The organism is Nonomuraea sp. NPDC003709, assembly GCF_040610775.1.
Classification (GTDB): Bacteria; Actinomycetota; Actinomycetes; order Streptosporangiales; family Streptosporangiaceae; genus Nonomuraea; species Nonomuraea angiospora_A.
The window spans coordinates 353,820-370,517 of sequence record NZ_JBEXMW010000003.1; the positions used below are offsets into that span (position 1 = coordinate 353,820).

A 16,698-nucleotide genomic window follows, 5' to 3' on the forward strand; every position below is an offset into this window, starting at 1 on the left:
CACGCTAGGAGCGAGCCGGAAAGCGCCCCCTCAGCGGCGGGTTAGCGGGGCGTTTACCTGGCGTCTGCCACTCTGGAGGGGTGACAGCGCAGGGCGTGCCGCTGCGGCGGCGGGTGCTGGTGGTGATCGTGAGCGTGACCGCCCTGGCCGTCGCGCTCTTCCTGGTGCCGCTGGCGGTCGCGGTGAGCCTGCTCTTCCACGACCAGACCGTGGCGGCCCTGCAACGCGACGCGGCCTGGGTCGCCGCAGCCGTGCCCGACGAGCCGCGGACGCCGTTGAAACTGCCCACCGGCCTGCCGGGCGACCTGGCCATCGGCGGCTACAACGTGACCGGCGCCCGGCTGTTCGGCGACGGCCCCGCTCACTCCCGGCTGACCGTCTCCAGCAAGGACGGACGCGTCCACGACGCCGTCGAGGGCGGTTTCCTGGCCGTGTCCGCGCCGGTCCCCTCCGACGAGGGCACCGCCATGGTCATCCGGGTGGCGACACCGAACGCGCAGGTCGAGGAGCGCGTTCACGAGGCGTGGCTGGTGATGGGCGGACTCGCGCTGATCGTGATCGCGCTGGCCGCGGGCGCGGCCGTGCGCCAGTCGGCCAGGCTCGCCGCCCCGCTGGAGCGGCTGACCGCCGCCGCGCAGGCGCTCGGTGGCGGCGACTTCAGCGCCCGCGCTGCCTCCTCCGGGCTGCGCGAGGCCGACCAGGCCGGAAAGGCGCTGGAGTCGACGGCGCGCCGCCTCGGCGACGTGCTCGCCCGCGAGCGCGCCTTCAGCGCCGATGTCTCTCACCAGCTGCGCACCGGGCTGACCGGCCTGCTGCTCGGCCTGGAATCCGCCCTGTCCCGCCCCGGCGCTGACCTGGCACCGGCGGTACGAGCCGCGCTGACCAGGGGCGAGCGGCTCCAGGAGGTCATCGATGATCTCGTACGGCTCAGCCGCGACACCCGGGTACCGAGCGAGCAGCTCGATGTGGACGCGCTGATGGAGGAGATCCGGCAGGAGTGGCACTGGGCGCTGGCCGAGCGGGGCCGCCGCCTGACCATCACGGTCGACGAGGGGCTGCCGCCGGTGACGGCCCAGCCCGCGGCTGTCCGGCAGATCCTGCGCGTCCTGCTCGACAACGCGCTGCGCCACGGCCACGGGGAGGTCGCGGTCACCGTCTCCGACGTAGGCCCCGGGCTGGCCATCGAGGTGGGCGACCACGGGACGGGCGTGGCCGAGGGCGTCGACCCGTTCGTCAGGTCCAGCGGCGACAGCCACGGCATCGGCCTCGCCCTGGCCCGCTCGCTGGCCGAGGCCGAAGGCGGCAGGCTGGTGCTCAGCCGGACCAGACCACCGCTGTTCAGCCTGCTGCTGCCCGGCCACGGCACGTGATGGTCATGGCTCGTAGCGGTAGCCGCGCCCCCGTACCGTGACGATCCGCTCCATCCCCTCGCCATACTCGGCCAGCTTGCGGCGCAGCGCGAACACGTGCACATCCAGCGTCTTCGTGGGGCCGAACCAGTTCTCGTCCCACACCTCGTCCATGAGCTGCTCGCGCGTCACCACCTCGCCCGCTCGGCTCACCAGTGCCGCCAGCAGATCGAACTCCTTGGGCCGCAGCGCCACCTCCGTCTCCCCGACGTAGGCCCGCCGGGCGGGCACGTCGAGCCGCAGCCGCCCCGCGGTCATCATGCGCTCCCCCTGCGCCGGCCCGCGCCGCCGCAGATGAGCGCGGATCCTGGCCATCAGCTCGGTCAACCGGAACGGCTTGGTCAGGTAATCGTCGGCACCCGCGTCGAGCGCCACCACCACCTCGAACTCCTGCGTACGGGCCGTGAGCACGACGATCACCGTGTCAGGTACGCTCGCCCGCAGCCGCCGGCACACGGTCACCCCGTCCATGTCGGGCAGCCCGAGATCCAGCAGGACCAGATCCGGCTGATGCCGGCCCGCCGCCTCGATCGCCTCGGCCCCGGACTCGGCCGGCTCCGCCGTGTACCCTTGGGCCGCCAGCGCCTCGACCAGCTCTGACCTGATGACCAGGTCGTCCTCCACGACCAGCACGCACGTCATGCGCCCGATGGTACGGGCTGTGCGGTCAAGGGTGGTTGAGCCGCCAGGAGACGCTGAAGCGGGGGCGTAGAAGCGCTGGAGTTGGCGACGGTGGCGGCGACCTGGTCCGGTGGGCCACCCTCGGCAAGGTGGACCTCACCCCCACGCCTGTCTGCTGACCGTGATGGAGCGACGACCCTCCGGAGTCTCATGGAAGGAGGATGGGGCGCGACTGCTCGCGCCTCGACCAGAGCGATCCCGCTTCGCCGCGGTAGCTCCGGTCCGAGCAATGGGTCATGCCCCTCAAAAGCCGCGATGGCGCTTACGGTGCGTGATGCGGATGAGCAGCGGCGCCAGGAAGGCCATTTCGAACAGTCGGAGGCCTTGCACGCTGGAGATCAGTGGCAGGTTGGCGTGCGCCGAGGAGGCAGTGGCCAAAACGGCATTGATCCCGCCCGGCGTGGTGGCCAGGTAGGTGTCGCCGAAAGGGATCTGTGTGATGGCGGCAAGCAGCCACGCCATGCCAGCGCAGGCAGCACTGACGACTATGGTGCAGGCAAGTGCGGTGGGCAGGAGCCTGCGCAGGCTCCTCATGGATCGGCGAGAGAATCTCAGGCCGACGTCGAGACCGATCATGGTGAACAGCAGCGATCGCAGCATCCCCTCCGGGGCCACTCCGTGCGCGATGCCAGTCACGGTGACAGCGGCGGACAGCAGCATGGGCCCCATCAAGGCGGGACTCGGCAATCTCAGGCGGCGCCCCACCAGCACGCCGAGTACGGCAATGGCCGCGAGCACGATCAAGCCCAGGGCCTGGTCATGCCCATGAACCAGGTGCCAGGGGCCCGCGGCGTCCGGCTCACCTGCCTGCCTTGTCCGGGGCGGAATGATCACCTGCAGGAGCATCGGCGTGCTCGCCACGACCAACCCCAGCCGCAGGTACTGCATGAAGGCCACCTGCCGGCCGTCGGCGTCGAGGTCCCCGGCGGACGCGACAGCGGCCGCCGATCCACCGGCGATCATGCCGAGGGTGGCCGTGGCACGGTCCACCCCGCTGAATCTGACCATCGCCCACGCCGCGCCCTGACAGATGAGCAGCGTCATCAGGGTCACCACGATGAAAGGCGCGATCGACCCCGCGACCTGGCTCAGCGCCGAGACGTTCAGGTAAGTGCCCATGAGCACGCCGAGCAGGGCCTGCGAGGCCCGGTGGAGCGGCGCCGGCGGGCGGTCGCGTACGAGGCCGGTGACGGCCATGACCAGCCCGAGCAGCAGTGGTATCAGCATGTGCGGGGAAGGCAGCGCAGGCTCTCCCAGCTCTCCGGCCACCACCATGACGCACAACATCACGGCCCATAGGACGACGCCGGCCCCCCGAGACGCGATACCGCTGCTGCGAAAGCGCGGCGGGATTCGCATGTCACGCAGGGTAGTAACCAGCACGTTATGGCCAGGTTAAGCGCCGACTGCGGTGGTCAGGCGCGCTGTGCAGCTCTGTGCCCTTTGCCAGAGCTTCGTCGCTGCCCTCAGCCAGGGCGTCAGTGGGCCTTCCCTGATGCTGCTACCCTTCGACGATCCGCTGAGGCTCGTTGGTGAATTACCGCCGCCGAAGGTGTTGCCGCTGGGCCCGGAGCCGTCCGCATGGACGAAGCTTCCGCTGTTCGCTGACGGCCCCAGCCCCGGAAGTTGCCACCATTCCGGATGCTTCCATTGTTCTTGGGATCCTCGTCTGTCCAGGTGCCGATTTGGGTGGAGTCCATCTCCTCCGGTGGCGTCAACATCAGACAAGCAACGGTATCAGCGCGCGATGCGATCATGGCGGCCCACCCGCCCTTCCAGCGCGTCCCTCCGCCATGCCCCGTGCGACGTTAGGGGCCCACCAGGCGCACCCGCTCTCGGACCCCAACTTGACCGCTCCGACACGCGGCCTCTCCTCACCCTGCCCACATGGCACGATGACTGTATGTTGTCAATGATTGCTTAGTGTTAGTCGAGCAGGCATATCGTGATGATGGCGGGAGAACGTTGAGGCCATTCGTCTGGATCGCCGAAATGGGATGCGGCGCGTTGCTGACCGGGCCCGCCCCATCAGCCTCTGGGCCGCCTGGCGAAGAGTCGATGCTCACTCTGCTGTTCGGGGCGGACCTCACTACCGTAATAAGAACGCTCCTCAGCGTTCTCTGCGGCAACACCATTAATAGTTCCCAGTGGCTCGGAGACCAACGGTGAGTATGCGCAAGATAGGAGCGGTCGTGGCATGTCTCGGGCTGATGTTGTCGACGACCGCGATGTCGATGCCGAACAGGAATCACAGGGGCAGGGGCAACTCCTGGAACAGCGGCAACTACTGGAGTAAGGGCCATCAGGTGAACAGCGGCAACTTCTCCTTCGCGAAGGGCTCCCCGAACAGCAACAACGTCCACAGCGGCTCGAACTTCGCCAACGGTTTCCAATGCATCATCGAACGCAGAAGCATCGTCGATCGGAGGTGTTGACCGGCCTCCTCGCCGAGCCCAGCGCACCCGCCAGGGCCAACGAGACCACGACCCTGCAGCCCGAACGCCTGCGCCCGCACCTCCCGGCACCGGATCCACGAACCGCTGCTGCAGCAGGCGGAGCGGCGACACAGCCACCCGCCCCAGATGCAACGACAGCCACGCCTCCGCACCAAGTGCCCAGCACGTACGGGCCCGTTTACCCTCCGGCCACAGCCTGACGCCGATCTTAACTCCAGGCACCACCACGCGGGACGTGATGCCTGCCAAGGTCGACCGCAACGAGAGGCGCAGGCGCTCAGGAACTCAAGGGCCATTCCTTTCATGCCTTCGTGCCGCAATAGCCCCGCGCGCTACGGCCTTCCGCCGCCTCCTCGCAGCGGGCAGGCGTCGTTATGCGCCGACGCCACACGCCGCCACGCGCCTACATTCCGTGATTGCCTCGTAACTGATATGAAGGATTCGCGGGCGAGGCGCCGGGGAGGGGGCTTGCCCGCACCACGGGCTGTCTGGCTTGCGGCGTTGCCTGCCGCTAGACAGCCCGTCTCCCCCGCGCCTAACCAGCCAAAGGGCTGCAAACCGCAAGAGACCTGCCCGGAACGTCAAAAGTGCGCACTACCTGCCTCGCTCCCGCCCGGCGCGCCACGTATCCGCCATCACGAACCCGCATGCTGACTTTGCGGCCGTTCCCAGCTCCATCACAGACGGAGAGGCCGCCCGGCGAAAGACTGCTACTCACGTAGCCGGGCCTCAGCCCATGAGCTTGAGGCGTGGGACGCCCGGGGGCGGCATTCGGGGGGAGGCCGCCCCCGGCACGCCTTCTCAAAACTGGCGATCATCATTGACGGGATCCGCCAGCAGCCCTACTACATCTGGTAGGGAACTGACCTCCGTCTCGCAGACCGCTCACCTTGTCAGTGTCTGGGGCGACAGCTCGATAGGCCACTGCTGGTGGCGGAAGATGTCACGGGTCCCAGCGGTCCCTACAACGCTTCGTAGTGTGGCCCGTAGTACAGCGTGGACCAGCGGTCGGTCTCCTCCCTCGGCAATCGTTCAGGTCAACGTCCGGATAGCCGATGTAGCAGCCGTCGACGGCCGACGGGCGCCCAGGAGCACCCGGCGGAAGTCGTCCATGCGCTGCCCGGCGTTCGGCAGGCCCGCGTCGATCTGGGCGATGAGGCCGACCTTCTTCTTGCTCCTCCATGTCGGCCCATTCCCAGCCGCTCGCGACGAACAGCACCCGCTCGGGCGCGTCAGTGCGACCCAGCAAGCACCCAGAGGCGGTACGGAGTGTCAGTGATCAGGGAGTTGGGTGGCGAGCAGGCGGGTGTAGGCACCTGCTCTGGCGATGAGTTCGGCGTGGGCGCCGGTTTCGGCGACTCGGCCGTCGTCGAGGACGACGATGCGGTCGGCGGTGCGGATGGTGGACAGGCGGTGAGCGATGATCAGGGTGGTGCGGTCGTGGCGGGCCGCGGACATGGCTGCGGCGACCTCCTGCTCGCTTTCGGCGTCGAGGTTGGAGACGGCCTCGTCCATGATGAGGATGGGGGTGTCCTTGAGGAGTGCGCGGGCGATGGCGATGCGCTGGCGCTGGCCGCCGGACAGGCGGGCGCCGAGTTCGCCGGGCAGGGTGTCGTAGCCGTCGGGCAGGCCGGTGATGAACTCGTGCGCGTGGGCGGCGCGGGCGGCTGTCTCCACCTCTTCGTCGGTGGCGTCGGGGCGGCCGAGGCGGATGTTGTCGCGCAGGGAGATGTTGAACAGGTAGACGTCCTGCGGGACCAGGGTGATCAGGCGGCGTAGGTCTTCCTGGGGGAAGTCGCGGATGTCGTGGCCGCCGATGGTGATCGTGCCGGCGGTGACGTCCCAGAAGCGCATGAGGAGGCTGGCGCAGGTGGACTTGCCGGCGCCGGAGTGGCCGACGAGCGCCACGGTCTGGCCGGGGGCGATGCCGAAGGTGACGTTGTTGATCGCCTCGGGGAGGTGGGGGGTGTAGCGGAAGCGGACGTCGTCGAAGTGGATGCGTGGCTCGATCGGGCCCGGTGGTGGCGCGGTGACGCGGTCGGTGACCGGGGCCGGAGTGCCCAGGATGGTCATGATGCGGTCGCCGGCGGCGATGACGAGGTTGAGGTCGCGGGCGACGTCGGTGACGGCGATGACCGGTGCGAACGTGGTGGCGGCCAGGACGACGGCGACGGGGAACAGGGCCGGTTGGAGACTGCCTGCAGACACCAGCAGGGCCGCGGTGACGAGTACGGCCAGCAGGCCGAGGGTGGTGGCGGCGTTGGTGACGGCGTGTTCGAGGCCGGAGCGGCGGCCGTGGGCGAGTTTGGCTTCGAGGAGTTGCTGGTCCTGGTCGCCGATGCGGTCGAGTTGGCGGGTTCCGGCGCCGGAGGTGAGGAGTTCGCGCAGGCCCTGGAGGGTGTCGACGGCTTCGGCGTTGAGTTCGCCGATCTGGGCGCGGAGTTTCACGCCTTGGGCGGCGGCGCGTTTGCGGAGCCAGGAGGGCAGGAGGGCGAGCAGGATCAGCGCGGGCGCCAGCGCCAGGGCAAGGGTCGGGTGGAAGGCGGCCAGGGCGGTGAGTGCGGCGACGGGGACGGTGGCGGCGCTGATGAGGGGGCTGAGGGTGTGGGCGAACCAGAGCTCTAGTTGTTCGACGTCGGAGATGGCGGCGGAGCCGAGGTCGCCGGAGCGGCGCTGGAGGAGGTAGCCGGGGGCGAGGCGTTCGAAGGCGGCGTAGACGCGGCCGCGTACGTCGGCCAGCACGCGGAAGGCGGCCACGTGGGCGAGGTAGGACTCCAGCCAGGGTGTGAGGGCGAGCAGCGGCAGGAGGAGGCCGAGGGTGATCAGGCCGCCGCGCAGGTCGTCGGCGGTCGAGCCGGTGATGGCGCGGCTGACGACCCAGGCGCCGACGCCCGCGGAGGCGAGGACGACCAGGTGGTGGGCGATGCCGCTGGCGATCGCGGTCAGGAGCAGCGGCCGGTACGGGCCGAGTAGGGCGAGCAGTGGCCGGACCCGGGATCCGGTGCGGGCGGGCACGGTGGTCGCGGTCAGGGTGGTCATCGGGTCGCTCCGTTCTGGGCGGCGACCAGCCGGGCGTACGCGCCCTGGCCTGCCAGCAGTTCGGTGGGTGGCCCGGCTTCTTCGATGTGGCCGTCGGCCATGACGATGACCCGGTCGGCGCTTTGGACGGTGGACAGCCGGTGGGCGATCATCAGGGTGGTCCGGCCGCCGGACAGCGTGTCGAGGGCGTGCTGGATGGCGGACTCGTTGGCGGCGTCGACGCTGGAGGTGGCCTCGTCGAGGACGAGGATGGGGGCGTCTTTGAGCAGGGCGCGGGCGATGGCGATGCGCTGGCGTTCGCCGCCGGAGAGCTTGAGGCCGCGCTCGCCGACGATGGTGTCGTAGCCGTCGGGCAGGGCGGTGATGAACTCGTGGGCCTGGGCGGCGCGGGCGGCGGCTTCCAACTCGGCGGTGGTGGCGTCGGGACGGGCGAGGGCGAGGTTGCGGCGGACGCTGCCGTGGAAGAGGTAGGTGTCCTGGGAGACCACGGCGACGAGGGCGCGCAGGCGGTCGAGGGGCAGGTCGTGGACGTCGATGCCGTTGACAGTGACCCGGCCGCCGAAGGGGTCGAAGAAGCGCAGCAGGAGGGTGGCGACGGTGGTCTTGCCTGCTCCGGAGCGGCCGACGAGGGCGACGCGTTCGCCTGGTGCGATGTCGAGCGAGAAGTGGTCGAGGGCGGGGCGGTCACGGCCCGGGTAGCTGAACAGGACGTCGTCGAAGGTCAGCGAGGGCGGTCCGGCCAGGCTGAGTGCAGTGGAGCCCTGCGTGGGTTCCGGGGTGTCCAGGATCTCGAAGACGGCCTTGAGCGAGGGGACGGCGTTGTAGCTGGAGTGGTAGGCCGCCTCCAGTTCCTTCAGCGGTCGGAAGCTCTCGGCCGTGAGCAGCAGGATGATCAGCAATTCGGTGACGGTCAGCTCACCGGCCGCCAGTCGCAGCGCGCCAGCGCCGAGGGCGACGGCGGTGCCGAGGCCGATGATCAGCGCGACGCCGCCGACGTAGAGGATGACGATGGCCATGAGCCGGATCGAGTCGCGGCAGAACGCCTGTGCCAGGCGGGCCAGTTCGGCGCCGCGCCGGCCGCTGGCGTTGAACGCCTTGAGCGTGGCCATGCCCTGCAGCGCGTCGAGGTTCTCGGCGTACATGCCCTTGTAGCTGCGGAACCAGGCGGCGTTGCGGCCCCTGAGCACGCGGTCCGAGGCCAGCGGTAGCACGGGCATGAGCAGCGCGCAGGCCAGGACGACGGCGCCGACCAGCGGATCCAGGGTGAACAGGTACGCGGTGACCGCGATCGCGCCGATGACGGCGGCGATCATCTGGGGCAGGAACTTGCCGACGTAGGCGTCGGCGGTCTCGATGCTGTCCACGAGGGTGGTCTGGGTCGAGCCGGTACGTCCACGCTGGGCGTGGGCGGGGCCGAGCCGCAGCAGCTTGGCGGTCAGGCGGCGGCGCAGCTCGGCCTTGACCGCGCCCGAGGTTCGCAGGGCGACGCCGTCGCGGACGGCCAGCGCGATGCTGCGGGCGAGTTGCAGGGCGACAACCGCGGCGACGAGCCACACGATCGATCCCGGCCCTCGCCCGGCGAAGATGCGGGACAGGGCCTGGGCGACGAGGACACCCTGGCCGACGTAGGTGGCGGTGATGGACAGCAGCAGCATCACGAGTCCGGCCAGGCGCCACCGGATCGAGGGTGACAGGGCCAGCAGTCGGGAGATCACTGCTCCTCCTTGAGCCGTTCGAAGACGAGCTGGGTGCGGTGCACGGCGCGCACGCCGTACACCTGGGAGATCAGTTCGGGAGTGAGGACCTGTTCGGGCGGGCCGCCGGCCACGATGCGGCCGGCGTTCATGACGTAGAGGCGGTCGCAGAACGCGGCGGCCTGGTTGAGGTCGTGCAGGACGGCGAGGGTCGCGATGCCCAGCTCGCGTACCAGGTGCAGGATCTCCAGCTGGTGGCGAATGTCCAGGTGAGAGGTGGGCTCGTCCAGCAGGAGCAGGCGGGTCTGCTGGGCGAGGGCACGGGCGAGGAGCACGCGTTGTTTCTCGCCGCCGGACAGGGTGGCGAAGATGCGGTCGGCGGCGCCGGCCAGGCCGACGCGGTCCAGCGCCCGCGCGCACAGCTCCTCGTCGGTGGCGGCGTCGGCTTTGTACGGGGTGCGTCCCATGAAGACGATCTCGGCCACCGTGAAGTCCAGGTCGGCCGGCGTCTCCTGGGCGACGACGGCGGTGCGCTGGGCGGCTTGGCGGGCGGGCAGCCGGTGCACGTCGTCGCCGTCCACGGTGATGAGCCCGGCGGTGGGGCGCAGGGCCCGGTAGATCGTGCGGAGCAGGGTGGATTTGCCGCAGCCGTTCGGCCCGACGAGGCCCACGAATTCGTCGTCGTCCACGAGCAGGTCGGCCTCGTGCACGATCGGGTGGCCGTCGAGCGCGACGGACACGCCGCGCAGGTCGAGCTTCACGTGACGCTCACCGCCCGGTCGACGGAGCGGCGGCGCAGCAGCCACAGGAAGAACGGCACGCCGAACAGGGCGGTGACGATGCTGAGCGCCAGTTCCTGTGGGGCGTTGACGGTGCGGGCGGCGATGTCCACGAGCTGGAGGAACACGGCCCCGAGCAGGGCGGTGACGGGCAGGACCCGGCGGTGGTCGGCGCCGACGAGCAGCCGGGCGGCGTGCGGCACGATCAGGCCGACGAAGGCGATCGCGCCGCTGGTGGCCACCAGCACGCCGACCAGCAGCGAGGTCAGCACGAACAGGGACAGCCGGAAGCGCTGTACGTGCACGCCGAGCGAGATGGCCGTCTCCTCCCCGGCGGTGAGAGCGTTGAGCGGCCGGTGCTGCAACAGCAGGTACGCCAGCCCCACGGCCAGGACGACAGTGGGCAGCGGCAGCGTCTCCCAGCGGGCGCCACCGAGGCTGCCCATCAACCAGAACAGCACCTGCTGCGCGGCCCGCCCGCTCTGGGCCAGTTGCAGGACGTAGCTGTAGGCGGCCTGGAACAGGTACGCCAGTGCCACCCCGGCCAGCACCAGCCGCGACGGGGTGATCCGGCCGGAACGCTGGGCCAGCGCGTACACCAGCCCCAGCGCCAGGAGGGAACCGGCGAAGGCGGCGGCCGACAGCGACAGCCCGCCCAGCGCCGAGGCGCCCAGCACGAACACGCATACCGCGCCGAACGAGGCGCCGGAGGAGACGCCGAGCAGGAATGGGTCGGCCAGCGGGTTGCGTACCAGCGCCTGCAGCACTGCCCCGACCACGGCCAGCCCTGCCCCGACCAGGAGCGCCAGTAGCGCGCGAGGCAGCCGGAACTCCCACACGATCTGTTCCTGCACCGGGGTCCAGGTGTGTGGCACCACGCCGGGGATGAGGTGGTCGGCGACGATGCCCCAGGCTTGGGGCAGGGCGACGGGTACGGCGCCGATGCTCACCGCCAGCCAGGTGGAGGCGACGACGGCGACGAGGAGCGCGGCGACGAGCAGGAGGAATCGGCTCGCGCGGCGGCTCTTGGGTACGAGTCCGGTCTGGGCCGGGTTCTGCTGGGTTGTGCTGGTCACTGGGTGAAGGCGTCGGGGTGCAGGAAGCGGGCGATGTCGGTGAGGGCCAGGATGTTGCGGTAGCCGGGGTGCTGGGCTGCGACGGGAAGGGCGAGGTAGCGCTGGTTCTTGGCGGCCGGGCTGTTCTTGGCGATGGCGAAGGCTTCGGCGGCCTTGGCCGGTGAGCTCGGCATCTTCTCGCCGCGCAGGGTGGCGTAGTCGCTGACGATGACCGCTTCGGGCTGGGCGGCGCTGATCTTCTCGGCGCTGACCTCGGTGTAGTCGCCCTTGACGTCGGCCAGCACGTTCACGCCGCCGGCCAGGGTGATCATCTGGTTGGTCAGGCCGGCGCCGCCGTAGGCGTTGACCGGGCCCTTGCCGCCGTCGGTGGCCAGCACCTTGACGGGGGTTCGGCCGGCGACGCGCTTCTTGACGTCGGCGAGCTTGCCCTGCAGTTCGGTGATCAGCGTGGCGGCGCGGTCGGGGACGCCGAAGATCGCGCCGAGGTTGCGCAGGTCGGCGAAGGTGTCGTCGATGGTGAACTGGAGCACCTGCTCGGGGTTGCACCAGCCGCCCAGGATGTACACCGGGGTGCCGGCCGCGTTCAGCTCCTCCACGGTGGCGTAACCGCCGGCGGCGTCGAAGCTGGCCATCGCGTTGTCCAGGACGAAGTCCGCGCCCTGGGCGAGCATGATCTCCTTCTGCGGCAGCATGATCGTGTCGGAGATTTCCGGGATCTTGTCGTACTGCTCCTTCTGCCCTGGCAGGAACGGGCTTTCGGAGAAGTTCGTGCGTCCGGCGATCCGGTCGCCCAGGCCTAGGGCGAGCAGGGTCTCCAGGGCGGGGTGGTAGCCGGTCACGACCTTGGCGGGCGGCTTGTCGAAGGTGAGCTTGCGCCCGCAGTTCTCGATCGTGACCGGGAAGCCGGCCTGCGGCGCTGCGGCCGGCTTGGCCTCTTGGGCGACGGGAGCTTGTGCGCAGGCGGTCAGGGTCAGGGCCATCGCCAGGATCAGGAGCCGCCTCATGCGGACACCACCGCCTCCAGCAGGTCACGGTCGCGGGTGATGAGCGCCAGCGTGCCGACCCGCGAGTCCTTCCAGGCCGCGAGCCGGTCGACGATCCGCGGCAGCGGCCCGAGCAGGGCGACCTCGTCCAGCAGCGCGTCAGGGACGGCTGCGACGGCCTCGGCGCGGCGGCCCTCGCGGTGGTGGGTGCGGATGGTCTCGGCCTCGGCCTCGAACCCGATCTCGCGGGCCAGGTCGAAGTAGGTGTTGCGGACGCCGGGGACGTCGGGGCCGAGGTAGGCGGCGTACAGGGGGCGCAGTTCGTTGCGGGCCTTGTCGAGGTCGCGGGTGCGGACGGCGTGGGTGATCACGGCGATGTCCACGGCGTCCGGATCGCGGCCGGCGCGTTTGAGCCCCTCGTCGAGCGGGGCGGTGATGGCCGTTTCGCGTTCGGGCGAGTAGAAGCCGGGCAGCCAGCCGTCGGCGATCTCGCCCGCCAGGCGCACCATGCCGGACCCGATTCCGGCCAGGTAGGTCGGGATCGTGGTGCGGACCGGGTCCAGCAGGGCCTTGACCGGCCGGGCGCGGCCGGTGGAGCCGGGGCCGTGGTAGGGCAGCTGGTAGTACTCGCCGTCGTGGGTGACCCGTTCGTCGCAGCGGATCGCCTTGCGCAGGATCTCGACGTACTCGCGGGTGCGGGCCAGTGGCTTGCCGTACGGGACGCCGTGCCAGCCTTCCACGATCCACGGCACCGACACTCCCAGGCCGAGCAGCAGCCGGCCCTCGGACAGGATGTCCAGCGTCAGCGCGGTCATCGCGGTGTTGGCCGGGGTGCGGCCGGCCAGTTGCAGGATGCCGGTGCCGAGTTTGATCCGCTCGGTCCTGGCCGCCAGGTAGGCCAGCACGCTGACGCCGTCCGCGCCGTACTCCTCCACGCTCCACACCGAGTCCACGCCGATCCGGTCGGCGTGTTCGACCAGCGGCAGGATCTCCGTCATGGGCTCCCCGTGGTATCCGAGGGCCAGTCCGATCCTCATCTTCAGTGGTGCTCCTTAAGTTCGCTCAAGCGAAGGGAAGAGGGTCGAGGATCGGCTCGGTCGTGGCGAGCCGGGATCCGCCGAGGAAGGGGAAGGCCGCCGGCGCGTTGCCGTACAGACCGGGCGCCACCACCCGCACCACGCTCAGGCCCGTGGCGCGCACGTCGGGCGTGGTCAGGTCCACCGACACCGCCTGTAGTCCCGCCGCCGCCAGCCTGCTGACGTAGCTGTCGGGATCGACAGGTGAGGGCGGCGGACCGGGGCGAGGCTCGCGCAGGCGGTCCAGCAGCGGGCCCTGCATGCGCGGGTCGAGGAAGAGCTGCAGGTTCAGCTCCAGGTCCGTCAGGTCGTGCCAGTCGGGGCGGAAAGCGTCGCGGTAGGTCCGGTCGGCGCGGTAGGGCCGATAAGGGTGGTCGGAGGTGCGCCAGACAGCGGCATCGCCGTCCAGCAGGCCCAGACTCATCGTGTACGACACCGCCGCCTCGGTGAACGCCTTGGCCGCCGCCGCCTCCGGCTCGGAGCGGCAGGCGGTGCCGAACGCGACGACCTGGCGAGCGCGGTCCTCCAGGAAGGCGCCGATGACCGGGACCCCGAACGCCGAAGGGATCGTCAGGAAGGTCACCGACAGGCCGCGGCCCGCCGCCTCCGCGACCGGACGGGCCAGGTCGTGCGGGGTGAAGCGGGTGGCCTGCTGCCCGCGCAGCCACCACAGTGTGACCGCGTCGCGCTCGAACAGTTCCTCCAGCGCCGAGCGTTCAGCCCGTGCGCGGTCGGCGCCCGCGGCGATGCCGGCGTTGGCATGCATGTTGGTGTGCGGCGGGCGGGTGTAGTTGAGATAGACCAGCGGGGCGGGCACCAGGACGTCTGTGCCGCTCACCAGATCGCGGCCCGTCGTCCACTCGATCTCCAGGTCACGGGTCAATGGCGTGAACGGGAAGCCGGGAGCCGCGTACTGGTGCGGCGCGTACAGGGCGAAGTTCTGCGGATCGATCGCGTCGGCGGCCAGTTCGGCGTGGCTGCCGCGGGGGAGGCCGTCGGGGATGGCGTTGCCGCAGTAGCGTTCCACCGCCTCGCCGACGGCCGCTTTGCGGGCCTGGTTCTTGTCGAAGGAGGCGCCGCCGGCCACCCGGTCGGCCTTCCACGACGCGAACCGGTCCGTGGCCGCCACGTACGCCCGGTAGATCACGCAGGCGTCCAGCGCGCTCGGCTCCCGTACCACTCGCGTGATGAGCCCGTATTCCGGATCCACGAGCTGTTCCGGTGTGGCGGTCCACTCCCGGCCCAGCCTGGGCAGGGGCAGTACGGGGCGGCGGGTCAGCGAGGCGCCGACGATGACCTGATGGCCCTCGTTCGTGGTCGGCTGTCCGGACAGGACCGCGAGCACGTCATCGGCCAGCAGCCCGGCTACGAGTCCGCTCGAAGCGTTCCCCGGGTCGCCGGACAGGGCGTCGCCGGAATCCAGCCGTTCCCACAAGGTGAGCAACTCGTCCGGCAGGCGGGCGGCGGCGAGGCGGCGGGCGCGGGTGTCGGCGTAGGTGGCGGTGCGGCCCGGGATGGTGCATGGCCCGACGCGGTACGCGAGCCCGTCGGCGTGGCAGCGATGCCAGGGGAGGTCGGCGCACAACCGGTCGATGCGCTGCCACTCGCCGTCGGGTAACCAGTCGGCGCACGCGACGACCATGTCCACGCCGTCGATCGACTCCAGCGGGCCGCGTACCACCTTGACGTGCGGCTGCAGGAGAGCGGCGGTGATGTCGGCGATGAGGGTCTCCCCGGTCACGTGGACGACGCGATCGGTCAGCGGCGGGGCGGTCTCGGCCGGGATGAGGACCCCGCGCTGTTCCAGGGCCTGCAGAAGGTCGGCCAAGTCGTCGTCGATCGGGACGGCCCCGGCCAGGGCTTGCGGGAGGCGCCGCATCAGCGCGCCGGGGGTGAGGATGCGGGTCATACGGCCGTCGGGCTCGTGGCAGCGCCAGATGCCGTCGGCGCCCTGGTAGAGCTGGTGTCCGGGGGCGATGCGGAGCGGGCGGGTCATCCGGCTGGCCTCCGGAGTCGTGCGAGGTGGAGAGGGCGGTAAGGGTGCGGGAGACCGGGGTGCGGCCTCCCGCGGTCGATCACTTGTCGTCGTCCTCGTTCCAGGCGAACTCGGTGTCGACTGCCGGCGTGTGGGCCCTCACGCAGACGGTGAGGTCCTCGATCTCCTCGAATGCGACGTGTGCCATGGCCATCCTCCTCATGGATAGCTTGCAGGTTCCTCGCAATTGCGAGTCTTTCGCAATAAGCACGGTAAGCGGCGGCACGAGAGCGGTCAATGGCCAATCCGGCAGAGCGTCAGTGGGAGGGCTCACGCAGCATGATCAGCCGGGGCCGGTTCTGCGGCCCCGGACGCAGCGCGGCCACGCGCCAGCCGCGACGGCGATACAGTCCCAGTGCTGCGCCGGCCTGCGGGTGGGTGACCAGCCACCAGGACGTCGACGGAGCCGCGGCCAGGAGCGCATCGTGCAGCATCCTGCCGAGCCCGTACCCCCGGGCCGGAGGCGCGACCGCCAGTTCCTTGAGGGTGAAGTCGTGGCGTGGCAACCGGGAGGCGAGTAAGGCGAGCCGGGAGCAGCGCACGCCGTAGGCGAAACCATGGAGTTGATCGCCGTGCAGGGCGGCGGCGAAAGTGAATCCCGGCGCCGGCGCGTCGGCGGCCAGGCGCTCGGCGACCGCGCGGGCTGCCTCGCGTGGCTCGGTCCACGGCGGGCTGGTGAAGACCTGGTCTGCCACGTCCGCCACGGCGGCCAGGAAGTCGCGTACCTCGCTGGCCGGGATGAGTCGGATCTCAGAGGTGGCGGCGCCCGCCTGGCCCCGCGGACCAAGCTTGGGCCGGGCGGGCGTCGCCGGCATGGGGATGCGTTACGCGCCGCGGGCGGCGTCGTAGCGGGCGATGACGTCGTTCCAGTTGATCAGGCCCCAGAGCTTCTCGACGTAGTCCGGGCGCACGTTGCGGTACTGCAGGTAGTACGCGTGCTCCCAGGCGTCGAACACCAGCAGCGGGACGGTGTTCATGCCGACGTTGCCGTGGTGGTCGTAGACCTGCTCGACCACCAGGCGGCGGCCGAGCGGCTCCCAAGCCAGCACGCCCCAACCAGAGCCCTGCACGGTGGCGGTGGCGGTGGTGAGCTGCTTCTTGAAGGCGTCGAAGGAGCCGAAGTGCTCGGTGATCGCGTCGCCCAGCTCGCCGTCGGGGCGGTCGCCGCCGTCGGGGGACAGGTTCTGCCAGAAGATCGTGTGCAGGACGTGCCCGGACAGGTTGAACGCGAACGTCTTCTCCAGCCCGACCAGGCCGCCGAACTCGCCCTTGTCGCGCGCCTCGGCCAGCCGCTCCAAGGTGTCGTTGGCGCCCTTGACGTAGGCGGCGTGGTGCTTGGCGTGGTGCAGCTCCAGGATCTCCCCGGTGATCGCGGGCTCCAGGGCCGCGTAGTCGTAGGGCATGTCCGGAAGGGTGTACTCACCCATGAGTATCTCTCCTCGAATTCTCCTACTTGCATATATCTCGCAG

Annotated in this window: 12 protein-coding genes; 1 reads left to right on the top strand and 11 read right to left on the bottom strand. The window is 70.3% G+C overall.

What is annotated here, in order from left to right; genetic code table 11:
* Window positions 1-80 precede the first annotated feature (80 nt).
* Window positions 81-1,370: a HAMP domain-containing sensor histidine kinase gene (locus ABZX61_RS10335; RefSeq protein WP_355193268.1), complete on the top strand. Its 1,290-nt coding sequence runs from the start codon at window positions 81-83 to the stop codon at window positions 1,368-1,370.
* A gap of 3 nt (window positions 1,371-1,373) precedes the next feature.
* Here ABZX61_RS10335 and ABZX61_RS10340 read toward each other — a convergent pair whose 3' ends face one another.
* The 11 genes from ABZX61_RS10340 to ABZX61_RS10390 form a co-directional block, all read right to left on the bottom strand.
* Entirely contained in the window at window positions 1,374-2,051 is a 678-nt protein-coding gene (locus ABZX61_RS10340) for a response regulator transcription factor (protein WP_355193270.1), read from the bottom strand.
* Window positions 2,052-2,333: 282 nt separating this feature from the next.
* Entirely contained in the window at window positions 2,334-3,449 is a 1,116-nt protein-coding gene (locus ABZX61_RS10345; RefSeq protein ID WP_355193272.1) for an AbrB family transcriptional regulator, read from the bottom strand.
* Window positions 3,450-5,818: 2,369 nt separating this feature from the next.
* A complete protein-coding gene (gene cydC / locus ABZX61_RS10350; protein WP_355193274.1) occupies window positions 5,819-7,585 on the bottom strand; it encodes a thiol reductant ABC exporter subunit CydC in 1,767 nt (588 codons plus the stop codon).
* Window positions 7,582-9,300 carry an ABC transporter ATP-binding protein gene (locus tag ABZX61_RS10355; RefSeq protein WP_355193276.1) on the bottom strand — a complete coding sequence of 573 codons (1,719 nt, stop codon included), beginning with the start codon at window positions 9,298-9,300 and terminating at the stop codon, window positions 7,582-7,584. The genes cydC and ABZX61_RS10355 overlap by 4 nt, the downstream gene beginning before the upstream one ends.
* A complete protein-coding gene (locus tag ABZX61_RS10360) occupies window positions 9,297-10,040 on the bottom strand; it encodes an ABC transporter ATP-binding protein (protein ID WP_355193278.1) in 744 nt (247 codons plus the stop codon). Before ABZX61_RS10360 ends, ABZX61_RS10355 begins: the two co-directional genes overlap by 4 nt.
* Window positions 10,037-11,134, bottom strand: a complete 1,098-nt coding sequence (locus ABZX61_RS10365) for an iron ABC transporter permease (RefSeq protein WP_355193280.1) — start codon at window positions 11,132-11,134, stop codon at window positions 10,037-10,039. Before ABZX61_RS10365 ends, ABZX61_RS10360 begins: the two co-directional genes overlap by 4 nt.
* A complete protein-coding gene (locus tag ABZX61_RS10370) occupies window positions 11,131-12,138 on the bottom strand; it encodes an ABC transporter substrate-binding protein (RefSeq protein ID WP_355193282.1) in 1,008 nt (335 codons plus the stop codon). Before ABZX61_RS10370 ends, ABZX61_RS10365 begins: the two co-directional genes overlap by 4 nt.
* Window positions 12,135-13,154, bottom strand: coding sequence for an LLM class F420-dependent oxidoreductase (locus ABZX61_RS10375; protein WP_355193284.1), 1,020 nt, complete (start codon window positions 13,152-13,154; stop codon window positions 12,135-12,137). Before ABZX61_RS10375 ends, ABZX61_RS10370 begins: the two co-directional genes overlap by 4 nt.
* Before the next feature lie 25 nt (window positions 13,155-13,179).
* Window positions 13,180-15,189, bottom strand: coding sequence for a YcaO-like family protein (locus ABZX61_RS10380; protein WP_355193286.1), 2,010 nt, complete (start codon window positions 15,187-15,189; stop codon window positions 13,180-13,182).
* A 296-nt stretch (window positions 15,190-15,485) separates the two neighbouring features.
* Window positions 15,486-16,043 carry a GNAT family N-acetyltransferase gene (locus ABZX61_RS10385; protein WP_355193287.1) on the bottom strand — a complete coding sequence of 186 codons (558 nt, stop codon included), beginning with the start codon at window positions 16,041-16,043 and terminating at the stop codon, window positions 15,486-15,488.
* Between the two features lie 9 nt (window positions 16,044-16,052).
* A complete protein-coding gene (locus ABZX61_RS10390; protein WP_355193289.1) occupies window positions 16,053-16,655 on the bottom strand; it encodes a superoxide dismutase in 603 nt (200 codons plus the stop codon).
* Between the last annotated feature and the right edge of the window lie 43 nt (window positions 16,656-16,698).